The sequence below is a fragment of the Bartonella elizabethae F9251 = ATCC 49927 genome (assembly GCF_000518165.1).
GTDB classification, from domain to species: domain Bacteria; phylum Pseudomonadota; class Alphaproteobacteria; order Rhizobiales; family Rhizobiaceae; genus Bartonella; species Bartonella elizabethae.
This window is the reverse complement of sequence record NZ_JADB01000001.1, coordinates 222,559-245,977: the sequence shown is the minus strand read 5'-3', so window position 1 is coordinate 245,977 and position 23,419 is coordinate 222,559. Positions and strand designations below refer to the sequence as shown.

Here is a 23,419-nt window from a genome sequence, read left to right as displayed (position 1 = left end):
TTGTCTGTGGAAATTATCATTTCACTTTCGATATTTAGAACACTATAAATCATGAAAAGGCTTATTTTTAAGGTTCTATAGATTTCATTCACTTTAAAATAAAGAGCTATCATTTCTTTTTAGAACGTGTCGCAAAAGGATTGTCAGATGCGCGTAATGATAGGCGAACTGGGACACCAGCCATATCAAATGTTTCACGTAACCCATTGATAAGATAACGCAAATACGACTGGGGCATGACTTGGGGTCGTGAGCAAGAAATCATAAATCCGGGAGGACGTGTTTTTACCTGTGTGATATATTTAACCTTAAGCCGACGTCCTGAAACCGCCGGTGGTGGATGATGTGCTACAACAGTTTCAAGCCATTGATTCAATTTAGCCGTGGAAATGCGACGATTCCATACACGGTGTATTATCATGACATTTTCCATAAGTTTATCAATTCCTTGGCCATATTGTCCTGATAAAGGAACAGCTCTCAAACCGCGAACTTGAGGAAGAAATCGCGCACATTTTTCATGCAAATCAATCAATGTAGCCTGACTATTTTCAATAAGGTCCCACTTATTGAAAGCAATAACTGGAACACGCCCTTCACGAATCACAAGATCAGCAATTTGTAAATCCTGCTTCTCAAAAGGTATCGTTGCATCAAAAACAATGACCACCACTTCTGCAAAACGAATCGCACGCAAAGTATCAGCGACCGATAGCTTTTCTAATTTTTCTTGAATTTTCGATTTTCGACGTAAACCTGCAGTATCAAAAAGTTTAATTTGACGACCATCCCATTCCCAATCGACAGAAATAGAATCGCGGGTCAACCCTGCTTCTGGTCCTGTTAACAACCGATCTTGCTTCAGCATACTATTGATAAGGGTGGATTTTCCTGTATTGGGACGCCCCGCAATGGCAATCCGAATAGGCTTTCTTTCATCGTACATACCCCCCTCTTCTTCCGAATTGTTCACATCATCACCAACAGAGGCTGGCTGTATCGTCATATCTTCTTCTTTGTTGTTGCCCAAAGCGCGCTCTGCCCCAACAGCGTCTATAATGGCATCACGAAGATCGCTAAGTCCCAAACCATGCTCAGCCGATATTGGACACGGCTCTCCCAAACCTAATGACCACGCCTCATACTCTCCCCCTGTTGCCGCTTTTGACTCAGACTTATTGGCAACAAGCACAATCGGTTTTCCTGATTTGCGAACCAGTGAAGCAAAATTTAAATCACTTGGTGTTATTCCGCTCTTTGCATCAAACATAAATAAAACAAGATCTGCTTCATCAATCGCAGCTTTTGTCTGAGAACGCATACGCCCCTCAAGGGTATGATCTCCCGCTTCTTCCAGCCCAGCCGTATCAATTACATCAAAACGTAGATCTTGAAGTTTTGCCGCATGAATACGCCGATCACGTGTTACACCAGGCTTATCATCAACCAAAGCCAATCTTTGCCCAACCAAACGATTAAAAAGTGTTGATTTCCCAACGTTGGGACGACCAACGATAGCAATGGTAAGGCTCATCGATTTATTCCTTATTTACTTTGCCCTCAGCTTGCATAAGCTCAAGCATTATTCGAGCCCGATCTGTTATTTTTGATCTTAGCGCACCTTCTGCAGAAATTTTCTGAAAATAGTCAACGGCCTCATCAATCTTCCCTGCTTTATAAGCAGCTAAGCCTAAAACCTCTCGTGCGGACATACGCATAGGATCAAGGTCACTTGCCATATCTTTGACGCGCTTTTTGACATCCTCCAAGCTCCCTGTATCAACTAAAATATAGGCTGCTCGAATTTTTGCAACTTTCCGCAAAATCTGCGGTGCTTTCTCATCCGCAGCAACGGAATCAAAGATCTCCACCGACTTGATAAGATCACCTTGCTCCATGCGTAAAGAAGCCTCCCGCAAACGGGCAAGAAAAGGATACCCCCCAAAATGAGAGTCTTTAACATTTTCCAATTGCTTTATCGCCTCATCAAAATGACGTGTATCCGCAAAATTAAGGCTTTTTACAAATGCATCACCAATATGGCTGGCTTTCTTTATTTGCGCATGATGATAAATTTGATAAGCAATTATCATGAGGATGAAAAGAAGAGCAGCCCCAATAATTGAAAAACCATACCGTCTCCAAAAAGCAAGCGCCTTTTCCTGACGAAATTCTGCATTAACTTCAGCAATAAAACTATCATACGACATATAACATACCTTGCAAAAAATTTACTTTCTACACTTTTACGCATAAATGGACAAAGATGGTAGTCCTCATTCACGAAAAAACTTTAAGTTGCTCCGTTTATTCATTTCAAAGCAATATGTATTCTAATCGATTGGACCTTTGCAACTGCATCAATTAAAAATGATGTAAATATCCTTTTGCTTCACATAACCATTTTTATATAATTTGAATTTATAAAAAAGATCATAACCGTAATGTCATACATGCACTTATTGATAATGTTCATCATTCGTCCCTCATTAATGTATACAAAAGACAGTTTTTTTAAGTCTTTTTAAATAACCCTTTCCCTATCTTTGGTTGTAGAATAGCATTAAATATACTTCCTAGGCTTTAAATAAAAATTTTTATATATCCCTTCAACTTATCTTCATACGATGAACAATCTTTTGGTATCCATCCTTAAAGTTTTCAAAAAATATCCTATTGTAATGGCCAAACCCACATAAGCATGGGAACAGCAACAATAATGATCAATACCGCTAAGGGAGCCCCCAAACGCGGATAATCACTAAAACGATATCCTCCTGGCGCCATCACGAGCATATTGCTTTGATGTCCAATAGGTGTAAGAAATTCACATCCCGCACCAATGGCAACAGCCATCAAAAAAGCTTCAGGCTTATAATGAAGAGAATGAGCAAAACTTGACGCGATGGGAGCGACCATCATAACTGTCGCAGCATTATTTAAAAATGGCGTGACCAACATGGCTGTCACCAACATCAGTGCTAAAGCGCCAAATGGTGGGAAAAATATTGCCAGTTGGCTCAGCCATTGACCAATGAGATCCGTACATCCCGTTTTCTCTAACGCTTCACTCACTGGAATAAGAGCCGCTAATAGGACTAATATTGGACCATCTAATGCCTGATACAGATCACGTGCGGGCAAAACACGAAAAATAACCATTGCAGCAGCAGCAGAAAAAAAAGAAAAAGCAACTGGAACAATATGAAAAGCTGTAAAAATAATGGCTATAAATAAAATAGCTAAAGATATAAAACCATGTCGTAAATTTCCAAACACAATATTTCGTTTTGCTAAGGGTAAACATTTCAATTCCCTTAATAAATTTGGAATAACCGCATCTTGTCCTTGTAAAACAATCACATCCCCAAGATGAAAAACAATATCATCAAGTCTTGCCCGCACCCTTTCATGTTGACGACTTAACGCAAGCAAATTGACATTATAGCGATCAAAGAGGGAAAACTCTTTCGCACTAATGCCAATAAGAGGCGAATTATGCGTGATGACCGCTTCAATAATATCAATGTCACTGTCCTTATCCCCAGTAGAAAGAGTTTGCTCCTTAGAAAACTCTAAACGAGCAGAATTCATCACACTATCTATTCCTGTATGCGATCCTTCCAACAAAACGATATCGTTTTCAGACAAAACAAAATCCGGTAGTGGCGAAATAGATACTTTGTTTCTGATGATTTGAATCACCATAACATCACCACTTGATGGCTTAACCAAATCAACAATACTTTTCCCCACAATGGATGAATTTATTGGAATATGCACTTCTACAACATAATTACGAATATCAATGGCATCATCAAATGATCCACCTGAGCGCACACGCACTGGCAAAAGCCAATAAAAACAGACCAAATATAAGACACCAACCGTCGCAATAACCGCACCAACTGGTGTAAAATCAAACATCGTAAAAGGTGTTCCTGCTAAACGTTCTTGCATCGCTGAAATAACAACATTGGGAGATGTTCCTATCTGTGTCATAAGCCCCCCCAATAAAGAACCAAAGGCCATGGGCATCAAAAAGACAGAAGGAGAAACCTGAGAACGACGAGCAAACTGAAAAGCTATCGGGAGCATAATAGCCAAAGCACCAATATTTTTAACAAACATTGATAAAACGACAACAGAAAAAACCAAAAAAGCTAATTGAAGGCGCACCGATTTCACATCTGGCCATATCCGCTGAATAATAAATTCCATTATACCAGAGCGTGATACAGCCGTACTGACAACAAACACACTTCCCACGATAATAACAATATCATTACTAAAACCGCTAAAAGCTTCCTTTGGACTGACAAGACCAACAGCACACGCTATTAATAATGTACAAATAGCGACAAGATCATAACGAAATCGATCCCAAATAAATACAACCATCATGAGACCAATAATCGAAAAGGCCATTATTTGATTTTCTGTCATAATACTCACCTCTCCCCATTAAATTATAATGAACAAAAACATAACTTTATATGTTTTAAATATTCCTATAAACAGCAGTAAGATAAAAGCAGACATAGGAATATTTTATGATAATTTAAAGTGATAAAAAATATGATGCGCGTAAACTTATCTCTCCTTCATTATGCGTGCTTTTCTATAACGTGCTCAATCCAAAGAAAATCAATAAAAAATTGATAAAGTGATATTGCAAAAAAGATGAGAATAACTCTAATATAGAGGGGTGATAACTGTTGAAACTGGTACACGCTATATTTTAACCTTTGTCATTGCTTAAAAGAGTTTATCTTCACTCTCAATTTTAAAGAGTGATAAAAATGAAAGAAAAAAGAATGGTCAAGCTTAATAGTGGGTATCAAAGTAACCTGAAATATTGGCTCACTTGCATTATTGGATTTATTGCTATCTTAGCAATTATAGTTGTTGGTGGATTTTATATTGCAAAACCCTATCTTGACAGTTTTGTAAAACAAGAGATAGCCCGTCGTGCCATAAAAGCAGAAACATCTGAAGTCAGCATTCTAGGTAAAGTCAATTTGAAGAATGTTACACTCCCCGTTCCAGCCGGTACATCACTGAAAATTGGTGCCATTTCTGCCCGTCCTCCTTTTTCTTTTATTCCTGGAACTTTTACATTTTATAATGTTGATTTAAAACATAATAATATTCATGTAAAAATACCCCAAATTTCTCTTAAAAATGTATCCTTAAAAGATAAAGACAGAACAATCACATCACGTCTATTACAATCAATGATGCGTATTGATCTTGCCTCAATAAGTGCACCTAATATACAGCTTTCTATAGAAAATAAAAACAAACGAACAGAAACAGTTGAAGTCAAGAATTTCCAGCTTTCTGATTTTAAAGGCGGCCATATTCGTTCCGTTAGTATCAAAAATATGGATCTTAAAACGGTTGTGGTCAATGGTGATAAACAGATGCACCTGATGGCTAAAAGTAATACAATAAAAGCTCATGATATTGACATCAATTATGCCTATTCTATCATTTTCGGAAAAAATAACGTTCTCAATCAAGGGAAAACCGTTACAGGTCCTATCTCTCTGAACAATATAAGTGTCGATATTTTTGAAGAAGCAGAGAAAAATAGCTCTTTCTTTCTCGGCCAATTTAAAACATCTGGTCTAAAGATGAAACCACTTGAACAAACGCCTGAAAAATTGGTCAAAGCTTATCTTAATGCAAGGAAAGAGAATAATAAAGTCGCAGAAAAAAGAGCACAAAATGGTCTCCTTCTAAACATACTGCTCGCTATTACCTCAGCAGATGCCAAAGTTGATAATGTCACCATTGATATCCCACCATTGAAAGCAACGCTTGAATCATTTCAACTTAAACCAAGCTTGTGGAAACATCCTATCCCCAAAAAGCTTTTTCTTTCACTCAATAGCTTTTCCGTTTTACCTAAAAAAATGAATGAAAAAGATCTAGAACTTTTAAAAAAGATGGGATTTGAACAAATTGATTTTTCAGGAAAACTTGATATTTCTTACGATGAAAAAAAACGTATGCTCTTTCTTGATGCCATGTCTTTCAATATGAAAGATGTTGGATCTGGAAACATATCGGCTAAGGTTATTGATGTTGATGAAAAGCTTTTTTCTGGTCAACAAAATGTCATGATAGCTGCTTCTCAAAACCTTGGTATCAATGAAATTGATATACAATATCGGGATGCAGGTTTTATTGATAAGCTTTTTTCTTATCTTGCAAAAAACCTTAATGACAGCCAACATGATCTTAAAAAGGAACTCTATGACGATTTCTATTTAATGATGACGCAAACCCCAAAAATGTTGCTCAAAAATCAAAATGAGGCAGAAAAAATTTCAAAATCCTTAGGTGAATTTGCTAAAAATCCACAAACATTAATTGTTAAAATTAAAGCAAAAGATAATAAAGGGCTCACAATGGTTGATCTCGAATCCGCTCTACAAAATGATCTATCCAAAGCTTTAAGCAAAGTAGACCTCGCTATTAAAAATGAAGCATCGCCTTAAACATATCGTACTTTGGACATAATGATTTTGTCTATAAATCAAGAACTTTATTCCTCTTTTTGCTTTTATATGATACAGAAAATATCATGATAGAGTCACTTACACAGAGAATATAGAAACATAAAATTGTCGATAGTTGGAGTTGTTCATGTCTGATTTATCTTCAAATCGCTTGCCTAATCGCGCTTCTCGTGTCACCAATCAAGCGCTTTCTGCTATCGAGCGTTTTCTTCATATTGAAGCTCTTAGTGGTATTGTTCTTTTACTCGCTGCTGCTTCTGCACTGATTTTTGCCAATTCTCAATATGCTGCTTTCTATGAATCTTTTTGGCATACACCTCTTGGCTTTAATTTGGGGCATTTCACTCTTTCATGGGATTTACATTTCTGGGTTAATGATGCCCTTATGACTATTTTCTTCCTCGTCGCAGGAATGGAAATTCGACGCGAAATTCATGAAGGTGCTCTTGCCGATTTTAAACAAGCAATTTTACCAATTATTGCTGCAGTAGGGGGTGTTTGTGTCCCTGCAATCATTTATTTCATTTTCAATTCTAACGGCGGGCATATCCACGGTTGGGCTGTGCCAACCGCAACAGATATTGCCTTTGCTCTTGGTATTCTGGCTCTTCTTGGAAAAAAAATTCCTTCTAATCTTCATATCATTCTTCTATCATTAGCGATCATTGATGATATTATTGCTGTTCTTATTATTGCTTTTTTCTACTCAACAAACATTGAGCCTAGCGGTTTAATGATTGCAGGAGCAGGTATTGCGCTGGTATTCTTTTTTCAATGGATTGGACTTGCATCAGCATGGCTGTACATTTTACCTGGCGCAATCATTTGGTGGGGTTTATTGGTAACAGGCGTTCATCCATCCCTTGCTGGTGTAATCTTAGGTATGATGACTCCCGTTTTTCCTACACGCACTCTTGTAGCGCCACTGACCATGCTCAGCAACGCTATGCAAATTCTTCAAGAAAAAAACACAAAAACAGATCTCCATCATATTTCAACTGCCTTGAAAAAAATGCGTAAAGGACAGCGGGCCATGATTGCGCCGGTAACGCGTGTTCAAAAGGCACTGCATCCATGGGTTGCATACGGTATCATGCCGATTTTTGCCTTTGCAAATGCAGGCGTAAGTTTTGCAAACTTTGACCTTTCTTCCCATGAATCATTTTTAATTGTTCTTGGTGTTGTTATTGGTCTTTTTGTTGGAAAGCCTCTTGGCATTATCACTGCTAGTTATCTAGCCGTAAAATCAGGACTATGTCGTCTTCCTCCTCAAATGACATGGACCGGTATTTTACTCATTGGTTTTTTAGCAGGAATTGGCTTTACAATGTCTATCTTTGTTTCAATGCTCGCCTTTAAAGATATTATCCTGCTTGATGCTGCAAAAATTGGTGTCCTTTGTGGCTCTGGTTTATCTGCTCTTATTGGTCTGGGATATGGCTTTATTTATATTAAGCGCAATAAAGACATCTCTCATAGTTCCGAATAAAACCAAACAATCATCTGCTTTGTTGAAGTGATCTTTTAGCATAACTAAGATTTTTCCTACTATTCTTGAAATGGGTGTATCTGCTTGCTAAGATATCTTTATCTTACGCTTTTACTGGTCAAATGAGCGATTTGAAAAACTCTATAAAAACGTTAAAAATTTCTTTTTGTTGTTTCATTTATCAGAGATAAAAATATTGAAGTCTCAAAAAAGTTTCTGTCATTATCGCCTCTGTCCTTAGCTTATTTTCTGCCCTCAAACATGCTTGAATATATCTCTACAGATCGTTCTTACATCGCTATATTCGTCTCTACGAGAATGAAAATATCATGATCACAACAGAGATTAAAATAGTCTTTTTGGCAGAGCTTTCCTCTTTCAAACTCTTTAAAAAGTGCGTTAAAATTTAATGATTACCAATCGTCTCAATTAAAATATTAAGATATATAATATTTTTTCAGTACTCTTAAATTATCGTGAGAAAACCTTTAAAACTCTAGATCTCACATAGAAACTAGATCATAAAGGAGAATAGATCACAGATAAATTTTTAAATGATATTCATAAATGGGTATATTTTATTTATTGTCAAAACAAGTCTTGTCTATATGGTGTCGTATTTGATTATGGATTAAAGAAACAGAGGCGGTTCCATCAATGACGATAAATCGTTCGTCTATTTCTGATAAAAGTTGATATCCTTCATAAACTTTTTCAATAAATGAGCGTTTTTCTTCGTATTTTAAGACTAAACCATCCCTTTTTTGCAATCGTTCGATAAGAGCAGCAGGAGGCAAATGAAGGTAAAATGTGATCTGAGGTCTTGGAAGAGCTTGATTTAATTGAATCACACTTTCAAGAGAAAGACCTCAAGCGTAGAAATAAACAAGACTAGAATAAACATATCGATCACTGATTAATAAATTTTGCGATGAAGTTCAAGAAGGTTCGATAATTTCAAGCGTATGTTTGCGTCTATCTGTTGCGGCTAAAAGCGCTAAAAGCAATGGATCAATCTGTTTTCCACTCTCTAAATAATCTCTAACCTCTGGTTTATCTCTATACCAATTACTAGGCTGAAAAGTTTGTATGATATGTTTTTCTTGTGAGTAATGATGAGAAATTTCTTTTGTTTGAGTTGTCTTTCCACTCCCATCGAATCCACATAAAGCAATAAAAGAGCTAGAATATTTTTTTAGAGACCACATGGAATTATAAATATCTTTATTAAGATACATTTTCTCTCCATCCATATAATTTACATCATTTTACTTCTAAAATCTTTTTGTTTACAGATAAGGCATTTTATCTCTTAATGTCAAAAGTATGATATCAAGAGCCCTCTCCCCTTCAATGGAGGAGCTTGAAATTTTCATAAATTATTGACTTCTAGGATAATATTTTTAATTTTGAAACAAATAAAAAGAAAATTCTGCAAGTTCTATACTGTTAATTATGAAGTATAACTCCCCTTTCATAACACACAGGTGCATTATTCTTCTCTATCAATCATCTCTTATAAGCAACTCCCCTTTATCTTATATTTAGAAGATCCATAAAAAGTATTTTATGTTGTTCCTTAAATTGTTTTTATTTACTATAATAAGCTTGTTTATAATATGAACAAAAACAGCTTTTTCTTTATCATAAGAAAATTTTCACTGTATTTGTTATTCTTATCAAATTAAAAATATAAATTATGCTTATAAAGAAAATCATTCATACATATGAAAACTTTAATGTTCTTGAAACTGAGCGTTTAAAAATATTTAACTCTTATCCAGTCCATAAACAGCATGTAATGTTCTCACTGCAAGTTCAGTATAAGCGCTATCAATCAAAACAGAAATCTTAATCTCAGAAGTCGTGATTGCTTGAATATTAATGCCCTTTTCAGCTAAAGCCTTAAAAGCTGTAGCAGCAACACCTGCATGGCTGCGCATTCCAATACCAATTACAGATATTTTGGCAAGATCACTTTCAAATTGGAGAACATCAAATCCAATTTCTTTCCGATTTTTCTCAAGAAGTGCAACGGCTTTTTCTACATCAGCTGATGGAACTGTAAAAGTCATATCCGTTTTTGAGCCATCTTCAGAAATATTTTGCACAATCATATCAACATTAATGCACTCTTCAGCCAAGGGACCAAAAATTGCTGCCGAAATCCCTGGACGATCAGCAAGCCGACGCAGCGAAATTTGTGCTTCATCTTTAGCAAAAGCAATACCCGTAACATTTTGTTGTTCCACGATTTCATCCTCATCGCAAATAAGTGTTCCAGAAGAACTCATTGGATCCTCCATGCCTAATGCATCAGGATCTTCAAAACTTGAACGTACAAAGGTACGAACCTTATGAACCATGGCCAATTCAACAGAACGAACCTGTAAAACTTTTGCCCCAAGAGAAGCCATTTCCAGCATTTCTTCAAAAGCTACTTTTGGTAAACGGCGCGCTTTCGGTTCTATACGTGGATCCGTTGTATAAACACCATCCACATCCGTATAAATATCACAGCGATCAGCTTGTACAGCTGCTGCTATAGCAACAGCACTTGTATCTGACCCTCCTCGCCCTAAGGTAGAAATCCGATTATCCGGAGCTAACCCCTGAAAACCAGCAATAACGGCAACCTGTCCCTCTTGAAAACGCTCTATTAAAAAAGACCCATCAATATCAGTAATACGCGCACGACCATGTGCATTGTCTGTATGAATAGGGATCTGCCAGCCAAGCCATGAACGTGCATTGATCCCCATCGCTTGAAGTGTCAAAGCCAGCAAACCTGAAGTGACCTGTTCACCAGAAGCAACCACAACATCATATTCACGAGCATCTCTATGTGTAGACGAAGCTTCACACGTCCACTGGACAAGCTCATTGGTTTTACCCGCCATCGCAGAAACTACAACAGCAACTTCATGCCCTGCATCAACCTCTCTTTTAACATGCCGAGCAACATTATGAATACATTCAATGTTTGCGACAGACGTTCCACCAAATTTCATGACAATGCGCGCCATTAATAACACTCTTACCTTTACATCTCTTATCTCAAACGATAATGAGAATAAGATGCTGTATCAACTAACCATTTTCTCGACATAGCGAATATCTATCATTTGTGCAAGTTGCATTATGATTATATTAATTTTTCTTGACTTTGTATAAAATCTTCTGGACTTGATCATTAAAAATAAAAGGAAGGCAACATGATAGAGGAAAGACAAACAACTGTTGATCAAAGTGAAATTGATCACTTTTCACGGATTGCTAAAGAATGGTGGGATCCGCAAGGAAAATTTCGACCTCTTCATCAATTTAATCCAACACGTCTTGCTTACATCAGAGAAAAAATCTGTTTAGAGTTTAATCGTGACCCTGTTTCACTGACGCCCTTTGATAATTTGAAAATTCTTGATATTGGCTGTGGAGGAGGCTTGTTATGTGAACCCATGGCACGTCTTGGCGCTATTGTTGTAGGCGTTGACGCTGCACAAACGAATATTGAAGTTGCAAAAATCCATGCAGCCCAAAATAACCTTTCAATTGATTATCGCACGACAACAGCAGAAGCACTCGCCAATGAAGGAGAAAAATTTGATATCATCCTTAATATGGAAGTTGTTGAACATGTCGCTGACGTTAATCTCTTCATAAAAGCGACAGCAAAAATGCTAAAACCACAAGGGTTGATGTTTGTTGCAACACTCAACCGCACGTGGAAAGCATGGGGGCTTGCTATTGTAGGCGCTGAATATATCCTCCGTTGGCTTCCTAAAGGAACCCATGATTATAAAAAATTCCTAAAACCTCGAGAGCTTAAGAATTTCTTATCAAAAAACGCTCTGTCTGTCATTGATGAGATAGGGATTACTTATAATCCATTAAACGACAGCTGGAATCGCTCAAAAGACATGGATGTTAACTATCTCCTTCTCGCAAAACGGCCTTAAAGGATATGATAAGCTTAATGGTATGTTATTTACAGCGATTATATGCCTTGCAATAAAGAATTGAGTTTTCCCTCAGCTTCTAAAGCATAAAGGTCATCACAACCGCCAACGTGATAATCACCTATAAAAATTTGTGGAAATGTATTACGTCCATTCGCGCGCTGTACCATTTCTTGACGAAGAGATGTGGAAGCATCAATATCTGTATATTTTACCCCTTTTTTATCAAGCAAATCACGTGCTTTTGTGCAATAAGGACAATCAGGGCGTGTATAAATAATTATCTCTTTCATAAGTATTATCCTCCAAGTATTTTTTAATAATATCCACTTTAAATTCCTATTGAGAAGAAGGAAATATAGAATCTTCTTTAAGGACACGGGAAAATGTTAGCACATCAACCCGTCGTGCACCTGCATATTTTAGTGCAGCAGCTGCTGCCGTAACTGTTGCACCGGTTGTAAATACATCATCAATCAGTAAAACGGAACATCCTTTGAGATATTTTTTAACTTTATGCGAAACCTTAAAAGCATTTTTTACGTTAAGTTTTCTCTCTCTTGAAGAAAGACTAACCTGCGGGCGCGTATGCCGACAACGAACAAGCCAACCGGGTTTTAAAAGCTTTTTTTGTGATGCTGCAATATAACGCGCAAGCTCAGCAGATTGATTATAACGCCTCTCCCAAAAACGACGAAAATGCAATGGAATGGGAATAATAACATCACACTCATCGATAACCTCACGTCCAGCAGATATCATCCAATTAGCCATAAAAGATGCCAATTCTATATGATCACCATATTTTAAGCGCGTTACCAAAGTGCGTGCAAGTCCTTTATGAACAATGACTGAGCGAACACGTGAAAAAGGGTAAGAATTACGCAGCGCTTCACCACTGAGAAAACCATCCCCCATATCACAAACAAAAGGTGTCCCCATAACAGGACAATAAGGTTTCGTAATAAATTGGAGATCTTTCCAACATTCAGAGCAAATCGTGCCATAAGTAGAAACATTTTGCTTACATCCAGGACAAATTGGTGGATAAAGCACCGTTTTAAAGTGCTCAATGAATCGGCTGAGCACATCCCCGCTATTTAAAGCCGCTTCTCGAAAGTAAAACATTATAAATTTAGGCTTTTACAAATTCCCCGTAGAACAAAAGTTCTTTTGTATTTCCTCGATTTATAAATTTAATTTCTTTAAAAACTCTTAAGCTTCTATAAACTCACTTTTATTTCACATTATAAACTTGACAGAGCGCGCACAAACATGAACCTTTTCAAAATATATTCTTTCATAAATCGAAAGTGTTCCACAATATGGCCCATCCTTTAATTTTTGATCATAACCGCATTGAACAATTCCGCAAACGCGCCTTCCAAAAAGCAAAAAAAGGATATGACTTTTTACTCTCTCTCACGGCAGAAGATCTCTATCAACGTCTTAGAACTGTTGATCGCCTCTTTACATTAGCTCTTGATTTACACAGCCATACAGATCTTGCCACGCAAGCTCTCATAAAATCTGGAAAGGTTTGTTCTATAGAACGTATTGAAACCGATACGCTTTATCAAAGCCATGATAAAAAATTTCATTTACGTCATCGAGAATTTCTTGATTTCCCTCAAAACTATTGTGATCTTATTGTTTCACTTCTTTCATTACAATTGACGAATGATACCCCTGGTGTTCTAAGCCAGATAAAAAACACCCTTAAACCAGATGGTTTATTTCTAGCTGTTATGACAGGAGCGGGGACACTCAAAGAACTACGTGAATGTCTCCTACAAGCTGAAATTGAAATTTATGGTGGAGCAAGCCCTAGAATCTATCCTTTTGTCGACATTCGTGATGCAGGCACTCTTTTACAGCGTGTTGGATTTGCTCTTCCTGTAACCGATGTTGAAGAGATTACAATACGTTATAATACAATGTTTGACCTTATGGACGATCTTAAAGCAATGGGAATGCAAAATGCTCTCATTAATCGTTCACGGCGCCCTGTCTCTAAACGCTTTTTTCTCCGCGCTGCTGAAATCTATAGGCAAAAATTTAGCGATCCTGATGGACGTATTCGTGCCCATTTTTCTTTCATCTGGCTCTCTGGTTGGGCTCCTCATCCCAATCAACAAAAACCTTTACACCCTGGTTCTGGAAAAATATCTCTTACAGAGGTTTTAAAACCCCAAAAAATATAACCCAAAATCATTTTTCAAAAATACTTTTATCCGTTGTTCGTAATATTTGACTGGTGATTGTTCCTGCTATCATTGAATCACTCACATTTAAAGCGGTACGTCCCATATCAATCAGCGGCTCAATAGAGATAAGGACAGCAACCAAAGTTACAGGAAGTCCCATGATTGGTAACACAATCAATGCTGCAAAAATAGCCCCTCCCCCCACACCAGCAACACCAATGGAACTCAATGTTACAATCCCAACAAGCGTCGCAATCCAAGTAGGATCAAGAGGATTAATCCCCATAGTTGGTGCAATCATGGTCGCAAGCATTGCTGGATAAAGACCAGCACACCCATTTTGTCCAATTGTTGCCCCAAAAGAAGCAGCAAAACTCGCGATGGATTGCGGTACACCTATCCACTGTGTTTGCGCTTCAATATTCAAAGGAATACTTGCAGCACTTGAACGACTGCTAAAAGCAAATGTTAAAACTGGTAAAACTTTTTTGAAAAAACGGAAGGGGTTAATTCCTGATATGCCGAGCAGCACACCATGTATTCCAAAAATTAAAATAATACCGACATAAGAGGCAATGATAAAAACGAGTAAATTTAAAATATCTGAAACATGCGAAGATGCTCCTACTTTTGTCATAAGTGCAAAAATACCATAAGGTGTCAAAGCAATCACAAGACGAACTAACCGCATAATCCAAGCTTGTGCTATTTGAATAAATAAAAGTGCTTTTTCCCCTTTTTCTGGCTCATCTTTCTTCAAAAGAAGAACCGCAGCCCCTAAAAATGACGCAAAAATAACAACACTGATAATTGATGTACGCTTGGAGCCACTTAACTCAGCAAAGGGGTTTTTAGGAATTAAAGATAAAATCATCTTTGGAATATTCATATCTCCAAGCTGAGAAATACGATCTCCAAGAACAGTAGAAACATTTTGCCCTTCATGCACCAAACCATTTGCGGTTAAACCAAAGGCGTTCACAACCAAAATGCCAACCAACGCTGAAAGAGCCGTTGTAAAGAGTAATATTGAAATGGTCATTATACTCATTTGTCCAACAGCATAAACAGAATGCAAATGAGCAACCGCTGAAACGATAGAGATAAAAACTAATGGCATAACAATCATTTGGAGTAACAAGATATAACCATTCCCAACAATGTTAAACCATTCAACGGATTTCAATAAAGTGACTTCACCTTCTCCATAAATAACCTGCAAAACACCACCAAAAATCAAGCCAAAGATAAGCCCCAACATAACACGGCGTGAAAGACTCCATTGCATTCTTTTACTTTGGGCAATCCACAATAAAAAAATAACAAATAGAAATAAATTGATGAAAAAATTAAATGTCATTGTCTATGCCCAGTCTACATCCACGATTGTTATGATTGATGGTGAATAATATGCATCATTCAAAATCAATGCATAATATTTAAAACTAAGGTATAAAACTTATAAGGATTTTAAAAAATCATTATTTTTTTAATTTATAGATTAAAAGAGAATTTTTTATCTACGAATAACTGTTTAAAGAAAATAAATAAATTTATTTCCCCACTCTTTAAAATTAAAGAGCTTATCAAATAGTTTAAAAAGAGAAATATAAACACCTTTCATTGCATTTTAATATTGAATAATTCCAACCTATCTTATTTTATCAAAGTCCTTATCACTCTCTTTTTCCCTTTAAGTTGAAAAAAGCTTTCTTTAAAAATGATTCATTAACAAAAAAACATTCATGAATTTTCTGAAAAATAAACCATCTTAGCAATTTTATGGACTGCGCTCTCAAAAGCTTTTTAGGAAAACTTTTTTACTTTTTGAAATTCCCTTAGGCATAAAAATATGCCCTCTCAATAACAAAAAAATCGCAAATGTGAAGGCTTGAAAAATCACGATCCTATTGAAAGAAAATACAACCAATAATGAATAGTATTATTTAATACAACCTAAAACATAATACCAACAAAAATACCCTATATCCTATCGATATAGCCAAATTAAGTGATATCAACCGTCATAATAGTCGTATTCAATATCGGTCTATATATCAAAGATAAGGAGTTAAATCACGCATGAAACGTACCATAACATTTATTATTTTATCTTCTCTATTGATACTTTTGTTTGCTGTATTAGTATCACTTGGATATACGAAAGTGAGCGATCTGAATTTGTACGATGAACTTTATCAGTCATATCTCACTAAAAATTCAGGGTATTGCGAAAAAGGGGAAATAGCAAAAGAATATATAAAAATATTTAACAGTAAGATGGAACCTGTCATATCTACAGAATAGGATAAAGGATCGTTTTAGAAATATTGCATAGAACAACAAATTAATCTTCATAATTAGATATTTTAAAACATTACGACACGATATTTATCTTTTGTGGATGCTGTTTGATTTTTAAGTAAAGAACCCCCAATATAAAAATCTGCTAAGTAATCAAATAGGATGCTATTCGATTTATTGAGAAAAGGCTTTTTCCTCAAAAAACTTGGAGCAGACTTTTAGTGATCTGATGTTTGAATACGTAGAAAATTTCTAGATTCTCCAACGAGAATTAACAAAAAAGAACAAATTATCCGTATAGAGAAAATAATACCTTGTAATTTTCTACCCGTTTTAAAAATCCAGCTATTGCCTTCATGATGATTGTATAACGATATCGTAAATGTCACGAAAAAGGTATAGAAATCCCCATGTAATCTTGCTCTTAAAACACGGAAGCAACAAATAGTTAGGAAGTGTACCCTAAATTTTTAAATAATAAAAGAAGTGTGTTTGTGGCTTATCAGCATAACAAAATAAGGTTTTGCATTTTTACTCTCCAGAATAAAACACTTCGTATTTTTATAAGTATAGCATTGAGGCTATTGAATATAAATAATATTTTTTATCTCTTATTTAAAAGTAATAAAATTATTTTCTGTCCCCCGCCATAAGAGAAATAAGCCAAGCAGATAAAAAATGTTTGATAAAAAGCTAAATAGATCAAATCATCTTTAGCACAACGATATAACATGGAGATTACAGAAATATCGTCATCGTTGTCATCTTTAGTATACTTGAGATCTTTGTATTGCATTCCTTATGAGCAATGTTGAAAAAACGGGGATATTTTCTCTAAAACAAATGAATAAATGAACCGCTATAATAATATACAGTTTTAAAAGAATACAAAGTGTCTTTGCTTTCAATTTAATAGGCACATTCTAAAAATATAGGTTCGACGGACTCATTCCAAATAGAAGAGTAATAAAACAAAAGTTTTTCAGCATCTGTTTGCCCTGTTGCCACAACCTCTTCTAAAGGATTAAGAAAATTTGTTTCATCAAAACCATTTGCATCATACTGTTTCCGATTTTTTAAGCCCTTGCGTGCAATCGCAATAGCTTGACGGGCTAATTCTAAAAGAATGGTCTGACGAAAAGAGGTTTTTAAACCTTCTTTGGGAACGCGTTGGCGCATATCTAAAACTTCTTCAAAACTCCAATCTTTTGTCAAAGCCTCTGCCTCGTTAAGCGCTTCTCTATCATAAAGAAGCCCAACCCAAAAAGCCGACAATGCACAGATGCGCTTCCAAGAACCGCAATCAGCGCCTCTCATTTCTAAAAATCTTTTTAAGCGGACTTCAGGAAATAACGTTGATAAGTGATTAATCCAATCTCCCATGTTTGGAATTGAATTTGCAACGTGTCCTCTTAATGCTCCATTCATAAACTGACGAAACGTTATATGTGTACAATCATAATAACGACCATCACGTACAACAAAATACATGGGAACATCGAGGGCCCATTCAACGTAATCGGCAAAACCAAAATGCTCAGAAAATATAAAGGGAAGAACACCTGTCCTGTGATTATCCGTATCACGCCAAATTTCAGAGCGCCATGACAAAAAGCCATTTGGGCGTCCTTCTGTAAAAGGTGAACTTGCAAATAAGGCAGTGGCAACAGACTGTAACTTCATGGATACTTGCATTTTTCGCCGCATATCACTTTCAGATGAAAAATCAAGATTAACCTGAACTGTTGATGTGCGATACATCATATTAAGACCATTATGCCCGACTTTCGGCATATAATCAGTCATAATCTGATAACGTGATTTAGGCATTTTCGGCGTTTCAGCTAATGTCCACTTTGGGCTCGCTCCCATCCCCAAAAAACCAATACCCAATGGTTCTGCAATTTTCTTGAGAAGCGTTAAATGTTCCATTAACTCATGATACGTCTGACCTACTGTTTTTAATGGTGCCCCAGATAATTCAAACTGTCCTCCAGGTTCCAAAGAAATAGCCCCCTGATCAACTGATCCTACGAGTCCTATAATATTCCCGTCATCTAAAATAGGTTTCCATCCTAAAGCGCTTTGCATCCCCTCTAACAGCGCTCTAATTCCCCTCTCACCGTAATAAGGAACAGGATGAAACCCATCTCTATAAAACGGAAATTTCTCATGTTCTGTACCAATACGCCAATCTTCTTCTGCTTTATACCCCCCTTGGAAATAGCTAACCAAGGAATCTAAGTTATAAACTTCACTTTCATCCATTACATCAAGCGCCATAACTTATCGTATCCTATCATTAGTATTATCATCTTAAATAAATTGTTTAGAATGATTTCACAGACATCTCAATCCATTGACCAATCCCCCACGGTAGCATTAAGAAGAGTCAAAGCCGCAACAGCAGCAGTATCAGCGCGTAAAATGCGTGGACCTAATGATATTGAAACCACAAAAGGATGCTTTTTTAAAAAGCTACGCTCTTCTTCACTAAATCCACCTTCTGGTCCAATGAGAACACCAGGTGCTGTAACATCACGCTGTTTAAAAGAAGATAATGGATTATGCGATTGATGCTCTTCATCACAAAAGAACAAAGGCTGCGTCTCATCCCAACGTGCTAAAAGCTCTTCTAACGATAGAGCCGATACGCAATCAGGGAGAGATAAAATGCCACACTGTTCAGAAGCTTCAATAACATTGGCTTTCATACGCGCCATATTGATACGCGTAACCTGTGTATGATGCGTTATAACAGGCTGCAAAACCGATACCCCCATTTCAACAGCTTTCTGCACCATATAATCCAACCGCGCGTTTTTGAGTGGAGCAAAGCAATAAATAAGATTGAAATGCGTCGTTTGTAATCTTTCTTGATGAATAAGTTTAACCACAACGAATTTTTTCTTAACAATGATAAGTTTAGCAAGCCACTCACCATCCTGTCCATTAAAAAGTAGAATTTCTGCCCCTTCTTTCATCCGTAAAACATGCACAAGATAAAAAGCTTGTGCCCCCTCTATCTTTATTTCTTCATTCAAAGACAATGTCTGTCGGATAAATAATCTTTTAAGTTTATAATTTATGCGCATAAAATCTTGCCAATGCTCACTATCGTCATAAAGAAATGAAGAAAAAGATATAACAAAAAGAAAAAATTATATCTATAGAACTATAATATATTAAAGAATTATAGAGTTTTTTTAACTTTATGAGATAATGATAGGAACCAATAGATCGTGAAGTGATTCTGCTTTCATAAAAGTTTAAATAATAAACCATTCATCTTTGCATTCAGTCATTGATGCATCAGTGGAGAGAAAATATGTCTGCTAAAAAAGCTACCATTATTACGATTACAACCCTCTTAGCCTTTATTTTGATTACAGTGGGTATTGGTTCTGTTGGAGCAGATGGAAAGCATACAGTAACCAAAGATGGATATGGTATTTCTTCTCAGATTCAGTAAACACTGGCTGATATGCCCTGAACATTTTAAGGCAACAAAATATTTTGTAGCAATTTTCTAAGATTTGCACGCATATTATGACTCTCCTGTATTTGAAAGATTACAGAGAGAGGTGTTTTTATTCCTCTCTTAAATTTTTTTATCTACATAACAACTGCATTTATGGGACAAAGAGAGAAGATTCTTAGTTTCATCACGAATAGAAAGTATGAGAATCTTATGATCTCTTATTTAAATTTAAAGACGACTTTAAATTGCAAAGAGACGAAGTATTATTATAGAATAGAGTGTTATACAGATGAAAAACAATACTCAATCTGTGTCAATGTCTTTTGTAACCCAAAAATTACCATGATCTTGTCCTTTAGAGCTCAGAGAAAATGTAAAAGGCCATGCAAGGCTGTTAGCAAGACATTGGACATCTTTACATAAAGTTTCTGATCTATAATTTTTGCGCAATTGTGCCTGTAATATCAATTCATTCTGCTGCTCTTGAGCAAGAGCAGGTGTAACAGTCCCCTTTATGGATAAACTCAAGTCTGCTGTACACATCAATGACTCTGTTATTTTCACCACAGCTGCTGAAAGGCTTGTCTGAATATCCCAGTGATCAAAAGTTGTGGAGAGAGAATCATCATTGGTTAAAAGAAATTGTTGTTTGCTTGAAAGTTGTGTTTGTAATTCATTCAAATCATACCCTAAGAGCCGCCCAGAAGACATCTTTAGTGTTAATCCACCCTGCATTTTTGTAAAAACTTCCATCCAAGAACCCGCAAGTGTTTGTATCGTTGCAGTAAAATTTGCTTTGCTCTGTACAAATGGAATAAATCCTAAGGCTTCTAAAGCCTCCTGCGTATCAATGGAAGCCCCTGAAATATTTCCTCCAATACGTATTTTCTGCCCAGTAAGCATAACTTCAATAGTACTTTGAACGGATCCACCCCAAATATTTGCATGTCCAAGATCAAAAATCCCATGCCCCTTTTTTATTTGTATTGCAGCAGCTAAATTTGTGAGTGAAATATTTTCTATTTTGGCTTGTGGTGCAGAAAGTCGTATATCCACCCCAACATGATCAAAAAGCGCCATATCAAAGAATGAATTTTCCTTTTTAACCCCAAAAAACAGTGAACTCAAAAGGTTAAGATCTAGATTATCAAATGCTAAAGAGCCCATGATATTTGGTACATAATCTTGAAAATCAAGTTCCAAAGCCCCACGTGCATTAGCTTTCCCCACCGTAAATGCAACATTGTTCATTTGGATATGCATGGGCCGCGCTAAAAAATGAGATTCCCATACAATAGGGGCCTTTAATCTATATCCCCAAAACTGATTCTCTCCAATCCAAGACAATGTCTGATTCCATCCTGGAGAACGCATCGACACCTTTCCGTCAAAAATATAATATTCAGATAACCTAGCCTGTCCTATAAAAGTTATTCCCCCACGTACAGAATTAAGGCTTGCCTTAATCTGGCTTTTTCCTCCTGCCAAAAGCAACAATGCTTGAGAAGCATCAATTGATAATTTTGTAAATTCTCCACGCCAACGAGCATCTGCACGCAACCGTACTTCCTCTGTCGATTCTGGCCAATCTAAAGTCGCATTTAATCCTGTTATTTTTTCTGCTATTCCTGAAAGACTATCATGATACACAAGAGAACCATTTTCAATGACAACCCGCCCAAAAGGTTGTTTTAAAAGATGCTCTATCTCTGGATGATCAGGGTTGTGTTTTAATATTTCACGCGCCTTGCGTATGGCTAATCCTAATGTGCCTTGTGAGCGAGAAAATCGATCAAAAAAATCTGCCATTGTTTTAACGGGCTTTTCCATAACAAATTGAGGACGCATAATGCGCGTTTCTGAAAAAGAAACACGCCCCCAAAGAAGGTCGACAACAGAAAGATCAACTTCTATGGATTCAGCTTCCATGAGTGGCGCAACATCATCCATTTTTGATGATAAAGTAACACCAGAAAGCCACGCTTTAGGATAAGGAAAAAGATTTAATCGCGGTGGATCACGCAATTGCACATTATAGCCCGTCCATGCACTTAACTCTTGCGCTAAACGAACACGAATCAAATCTGTAGAGATAAGATACGGTAAAACGAGAACCCCCACCCCAAATAAAAAGATAATTGTAATAAAAATTCCGCTCAAAAATTTTACTATTCTGATGCGCACAATATCCCTCTACCCATATTCCCCTAGTAACAGATTAAAAACAAACTTAAATAATCGTTAATAAGACTTCTTATACCCCCATAATTCACCATATCCATTTTGTATTTTCATTATTTTTGTTCTTTATCCAAAGTTTATTTAAACAGCAATATTGTTGCTTCTTCATAAAACAATTATTTAAACGTCTTCTAAAACTATAAATCCACAACATTATCAACCCATTCTTACTGTTCCCCTATGAATATTGCTATAAAACTCTATCGTATTATTAGAAAATGCTTTACAAAAAAACAAACAGCCTTACCGAAAGGATCTCTCTCATGAATAATATTATTGACGGAAAAAAACTTGCTGAAGAGATTATTGTCAAAGTTAAGGCTGAAACAACAAAACTCCGAAATAACTATAATATACAACCTAGTATCGCTGTCATTATCGTTGGAGACGATCCTGCAAGCCAAGTCTATGTCTCCTCAAAAAATAAAAAAGCTGAAGAATGTGGGTTTCTTTCAATTAAACATGTCATTTCCAAAGAAACGCAAGAAAAAGAGCTTCTTCAACTTATTGCAACGTTAAATTCTGACCCCAAAATTCATGGTATTTTGGTACAGCTCCCTCTTCCCGCCCACATCAATACAAATCGCATAACACAAGCCGTTGCTTTTCAAAAAGATGTTGATGGTTTCCATTATGTCAATGTAGGAAAACTCGCAGCAAATGCACTTGATGATGCTATTATTCCCTGTACTCCAGCTGGTGCCATGATGATGATTGAACAACACTGTGGGCGTGATTTATCTGGACTGGATGCTGTTGTTGTGGGACGTTCTAATATTGTTGGAAAACCTATGGCTGCTCTTTTAACAGCAGCCAATGCTACTGTGACAATTGCCCATAGTCGTACCCGTGACCTTGATGATGTATGTCGGAGCGCCGATATTCTCGTAGCGGCTGTAGGCCGTCCTCAAATGATTAAAAAAGACTGGGTGAAAAATGGTGCAATTGTTATTGATGTTGGTATTAACCGCATTGCCGCACCAGAAAAAGGTGTAGGAAAAACGCGTCTTGTTGGAGATGTCGATTTTGAAAATGTAAAAGAAAAAGCTGCTGCAATTACCCCTGTTCCAGGAGGTGTTGGCCCCATGACAATTGCTATGCTTATGGTTAATACACTCAAAACCGCTGCCCGATTACACAATCTTCCTATACCCAAATTCTAAAAATTTTAACAATCATGGTACATGACTTCATTGCGCATGGTTCAC

17 protein-coding genes and 1 pseudogene are annotated in these 23,419 nt (G+C 36.6%); 7 read left to right on the top strand and 11 right to left on the bottom strand.

Annotated features, from left to right (window positions below; genetic code table 11):
* Nucleotides 1-109: 109 nt before the first annotated feature.
* From der to T429_RS0101170, 3 genes are all read right to left on the bottom strand, one after another.
* Nucleotides 110-1,534 carry a ribosome biogenesis GTPase Der gene (der, locus tag T429_RS0101180; protein WP_005773972.1) on the bottom strand — a complete coding sequence of 475 codons (1,425 nt, stop codon included), beginning with the start codon at nt 1,532-1,534 and terminating at the stop codon, nt 110-112.
* Between the two features lie 4 nt (nt 1,535-1,538).
* Nucleotides 1,539-2,210, bottom strand: coding sequence for a DUF2659 family protein (locus tag T429_RS0101175; protein WP_005773973.1), 672 nt, complete (start codon nt 2,208-2,210; stop codon nt 1,539-1,541).
* A 463-nt stretch (nt 2,211-2,673) separates the two neighbouring features.
* Nucleotides 2,674-4,446: an SLC13 family permease gene (locus T429_RS0101170; protein ID WP_005773974.1), complete on the bottom strand. Its 1,773-nt coding sequence runs from the start codon at nt 4,444-4,446 to the stop codon at nt 2,674-2,676.
* A 356-nt stretch (nt 4,447-4,802) separates the two neighbouring features.
* On the opposite strand from T429_RS0101170, the gene T429_RS0101165 reads away from it, so the two are divergent.
* Both T429_RS0101165 and nhaA read left to right on the top strand, forming a co-directional pair.
* Complete coding sequence (locus tag T429_RS0101165; protein WP_005773975.1) at nt 4,803-6,509, top strand: hypothetical protein; 1,707 nt, start codon at nt 4,803-4,805, stop codon at nt 6,507-6,509.
* A 148-nt stretch (nt 6,510-6,657) separates the two neighbouring features.
* The gene (gene nhaA, locus T429_RS0101160; protein WP_005773976.1) at nt 6,658-8,019 is read left to right on the top strand and encodes a Na+/H+ antiporter NhaA; all 1,362 of its coding nucleotides are present in this window, start codon (nt 6,658-6,660) and stop codon (nt 8,017-8,019) included.
* A 578-nt stretch (nt 8,020-8,597) separates the two neighbouring features.
* Here the strand turns inward: nhaA and tmk are convergent.
* Both tmk and T429_RS0101145 read right to left on the bottom strand, forming a co-directional pair.
* Nucleotides 8,598-9,227 (bottom strand): annotated as a pseudogene (tmk, locus tag T429_RS10950) (dTMP kinase).
* Between the two features lie 561 nt (nt 9,228-9,788).
* On the bottom strand, nt 9,789-11,045 hold the full coding sequence (locus T429_RS0101145; protein ID WP_005773979.1) for an aspartate kinase: 1,257 nt from the start codon (nt 11,043-11,045) through the stop codon (nt 9,789-9,791).
* Between the two features lie 189 nt (nt 11,046-11,234).
* On the opposite strand from T429_RS0101145, the gene ubiG reads away from it, so the two are divergent.
* Complete coding sequence (gene ubiG / locus T429_RS0101140; protein WP_005773980.1) at nt 11,235-11,978, top strand: bifunctional 2-polyprenyl-6-hydroxyphenol methylase/3-demethylubiquinol 3-O-methyltransferase UbiG; 744 nt, start codon at nt 11,235-11,237, stop codon at nt 11,976-11,978.
* A gap of 38 nt (nt 11,979-12,016) precedes the next feature.
* Here ubiG and grxC read toward each other — a convergent pair whose 3' ends face one another.
* Together grxC and T429_RS0101130 are read right to left on the bottom strand one after the other, a co-directional pair.
* The gene (gene grxC / locus T429_RS0101135) at nt 12,017-12,271 is read right to left on the bottom strand and encodes a glutaredoxin 3 (RefSeq protein WP_005773982.1); all 255 of its coding nucleotides are present in this window, start codon (nt 12,269-12,271) and stop codon (nt 12,017-12,019) included.
* Nucleotides 12,272-12,317: 46 nt separating this feature from the next.
* Nucleotides 12,318-13,106 carry a ComF family protein gene (locus T429_RS0101130; RefSeq protein ID WP_005773983.1) on the bottom strand — a complete coding sequence of 263 codons (789 nt, stop codon included), beginning with the start codon at nt 13,104-13,106 and terminating at the stop codon, nt 12,318-12,320.
* Nucleotides 13,107-13,303: 197 nt separating this feature from the next.
* On the opposite strand from T429_RS0101130, the gene T429_RS0101125 reads away from it, so the two are divergent.
* Nucleotides 13,304-14,182, top strand: a complete 879-nt coding sequence (locus T429_RS0101125) for a methyltransferase domain-containing protein (RefSeq protein WP_005773984.1) — start codon at nt 13,304-13,306, stop codon at nt 14,180-14,182.
* A 7-nt stretch (nt 14,183-14,189) separates the two neighbouring features.
* Here the strand turns inward: T429_RS0101125 and T429_RS0101120 are convergent, their stop codons facing one another.
* On the bottom strand, nt 14,190-15,545 hold the full coding sequence (locus T429_RS0101120; protein ID WP_005773985.1) for an L-cystine transporter: 1,356 nt from the start codon (nt 15,543-15,545) through the stop codon (nt 14,190-14,192).
* A gap of 722 nt (nt 15,546-16,267) precedes the next feature.
* Between T429_RS0101120 and T429_RS0101115 the strand changes: the two genes are divergently transcribed.
* Nucleotides 16,268-16,492, top strand: coding sequence for a hypothetical protein (locus T429_RS0101115; RefSeq protein WP_005773986.1), 225 nt, complete (start codon nt 16,268-16,270; stop codon nt 16,490-16,492).
* Nucleotides 16,493-17,398: 906 nt separating this feature from the next.
* On the opposite strand, the gene T429_RS0101110 is transcribed toward T429_RS0101115, so the two are convergent.
* Nucleotides 17,399-18,772, bottom strand: a complete 1,374-nt coding sequence (locus tag T429_RS0101110; RefSeq protein WP_005773987.1) for a glutamate--cysteine ligase — start codon at nt 18,770-18,772, stop codon at nt 17,399-17,401.
* Nucleotides 18,773-18,840: 68 nt separating this feature from the next.
* Nucleotides 18,841-19,584: a 16S rRNA (uracil(1498)-N(3))-methyltransferase gene (locus tag T429_RS0101105; RefSeq protein WP_005773988.1), complete on the bottom strand. Its 744-nt coding sequence runs from the start codon at nt 19,582-19,584 to the stop codon at nt 18,841-18,843.
* 233 nt (nt 19,585-19,817) lie between these two features.
* Here T429_RS0101105 and T429_RS10740 point away from each other — a divergent pair, with 233 nt between their 5' ends.
* A complete protein-coding gene (locus T429_RS10740) occupies nt 19,818-19,961 on the top strand; it encodes a hypothetical protein (RefSeq protein ID WP_005773989.1) in 144 nt (47 codons plus the stop codon).
* Between the two features lie 312 nt (nt 19,962-20,273).
* On the opposite strand, the gene T429_RS0101095 is transcribed toward T429_RS10740, so the two are convergent.
* Entirely contained in the window at nt 20,274-22,154 is a 1,881-nt protein-coding gene (locus T429_RS0101095) for an AsmA family protein (RefSeq protein WP_005773990.1), read from the bottom strand.
* A gap of 320 nt (nt 22,155-22,474) precedes the next feature.
* Here T429_RS0101095 and folD point away from each other — a divergent pair, with 320 nt between their 5' ends.
* Nucleotides 22,475-23,374, top strand: a complete 900-nt coding sequence (gene folD, locus T429_RS0101090; RefSeq protein WP_005773991.1) for a bifunctional methylenetetrahydrofolate dehydrogenase/methenyltetrahydrofolate cyclohydrolase FolD — start codon at nt 22,475-22,477, stop codon at nt 23,372-23,374.
* Nucleotides 23,375-23,419 lie beyond the last annotated feature (45 nt).

Bases quoted from the DNA above. Each gene is read 5' to 3' on its own strand.
- T429_RS0101145 (WP_005773979.1), bottom strand. From the start codon at position 11,045: ATGGCGCGCATTGTCATGAAATTTGGTGGAACGTCTGTCGCAAACATT.
- T429_RS0101130 (WP_005773983.1), bottom strand. From the start codon at position 13,106: ATGTTTTACTTTCGAGAAGCGGCTTTAAATAGCGGGGATGTGCTCAGC.
- T429_RS0101110 (WP_005773987.1), bottom strand. From the start codon at position 18,772: ATGGCGCTTGATGTAATGGATGAAAGTGAAGTTTATAACTTAGATTCC.
- der (WP_005773972.1), bottom strand. From the start codon at position 1,534: ATGAGCCTTACCATTGCTATCGTTGGTCGTCCCAACGTTGGGAAATCA.
- T429_RS0101165 (WP_005773975.1), top strand. From the start codon at position 4,803: ATGAAAGAAAAAAGAATGGTCAAGCTTAATAGTGGGTATCAAAGTAAC.
- ubiG (WP_005773980.1), top strand. From the start codon at position 11,235: ATGATAGAGGAAAGACAAACAACTGTTGATCAAAGTGAAATTGATCAC.
- T429_RS0101170 (WP_005773974.1), bottom strand. From the start codon at position 4,446: ATGACAGAAAATCAAATAATGGCCTTTTCGATTATTGGTCTCATGATG.
- T429_RS0101115 (WP_005773986.1), top strand. From the start codon at position 16,268: ATGAAACGTACCATAACATTTATTATTTTATCTTCTCTATTGATACTT.
- T429_RS0101175 (WP_005773973.1), bottom strand. From the start codon at position 2,210: ATGTCGTATGATAGTTTTATTGCTGAAGTTAATGCAGAATTTCGTCAG.
- grxC (WP_005773982.1), bottom strand. From the start codon at position 12,271: ATGAAAGAGATAATTATTTATACACGCCCTGATTGTCCTTATTGCACA.
- T429_RS0101125 (WP_005773984.1), top strand. From the start codon at position 13,304: ATGGCCCATCCTTTAATTTTTGATCATAACCGCATTGAACAATTCCGC.
- T429_RS0101120 (WP_005773985.1), bottom strand. From the start codon at position 15,545: ATGACATTTAATTTTTTCATCAATTTATTTCTATTTGTTATTTTTTTA.
- T429_RS10740 (WP_005773989.1), top strand. From the start codon at position 19,818: ATGTCTGCTAAAAAAGCTACCATTATTACGATTACAACCCTCTTAGCC.
- folD (WP_005773991.1), top strand. From the start codon at position 22,475: ATGAATAATATTATTGACGGAAAAAAACTTGCTGAAGAGATTATTGTC.
- T429_RS0101105 (WP_005773988.1), bottom strand. From the start codon at position 19,584: ATGCGCATAAATTATAAACTTAAAAGATTATTTATCCGACAGACATTG.
- nhaA (WP_005773976.1), top strand. From the start codon at position 6,658: ATGTCTGATTTATCTTCAAATCGCTTGCCTAATCGCGCTTCTCGTGTC.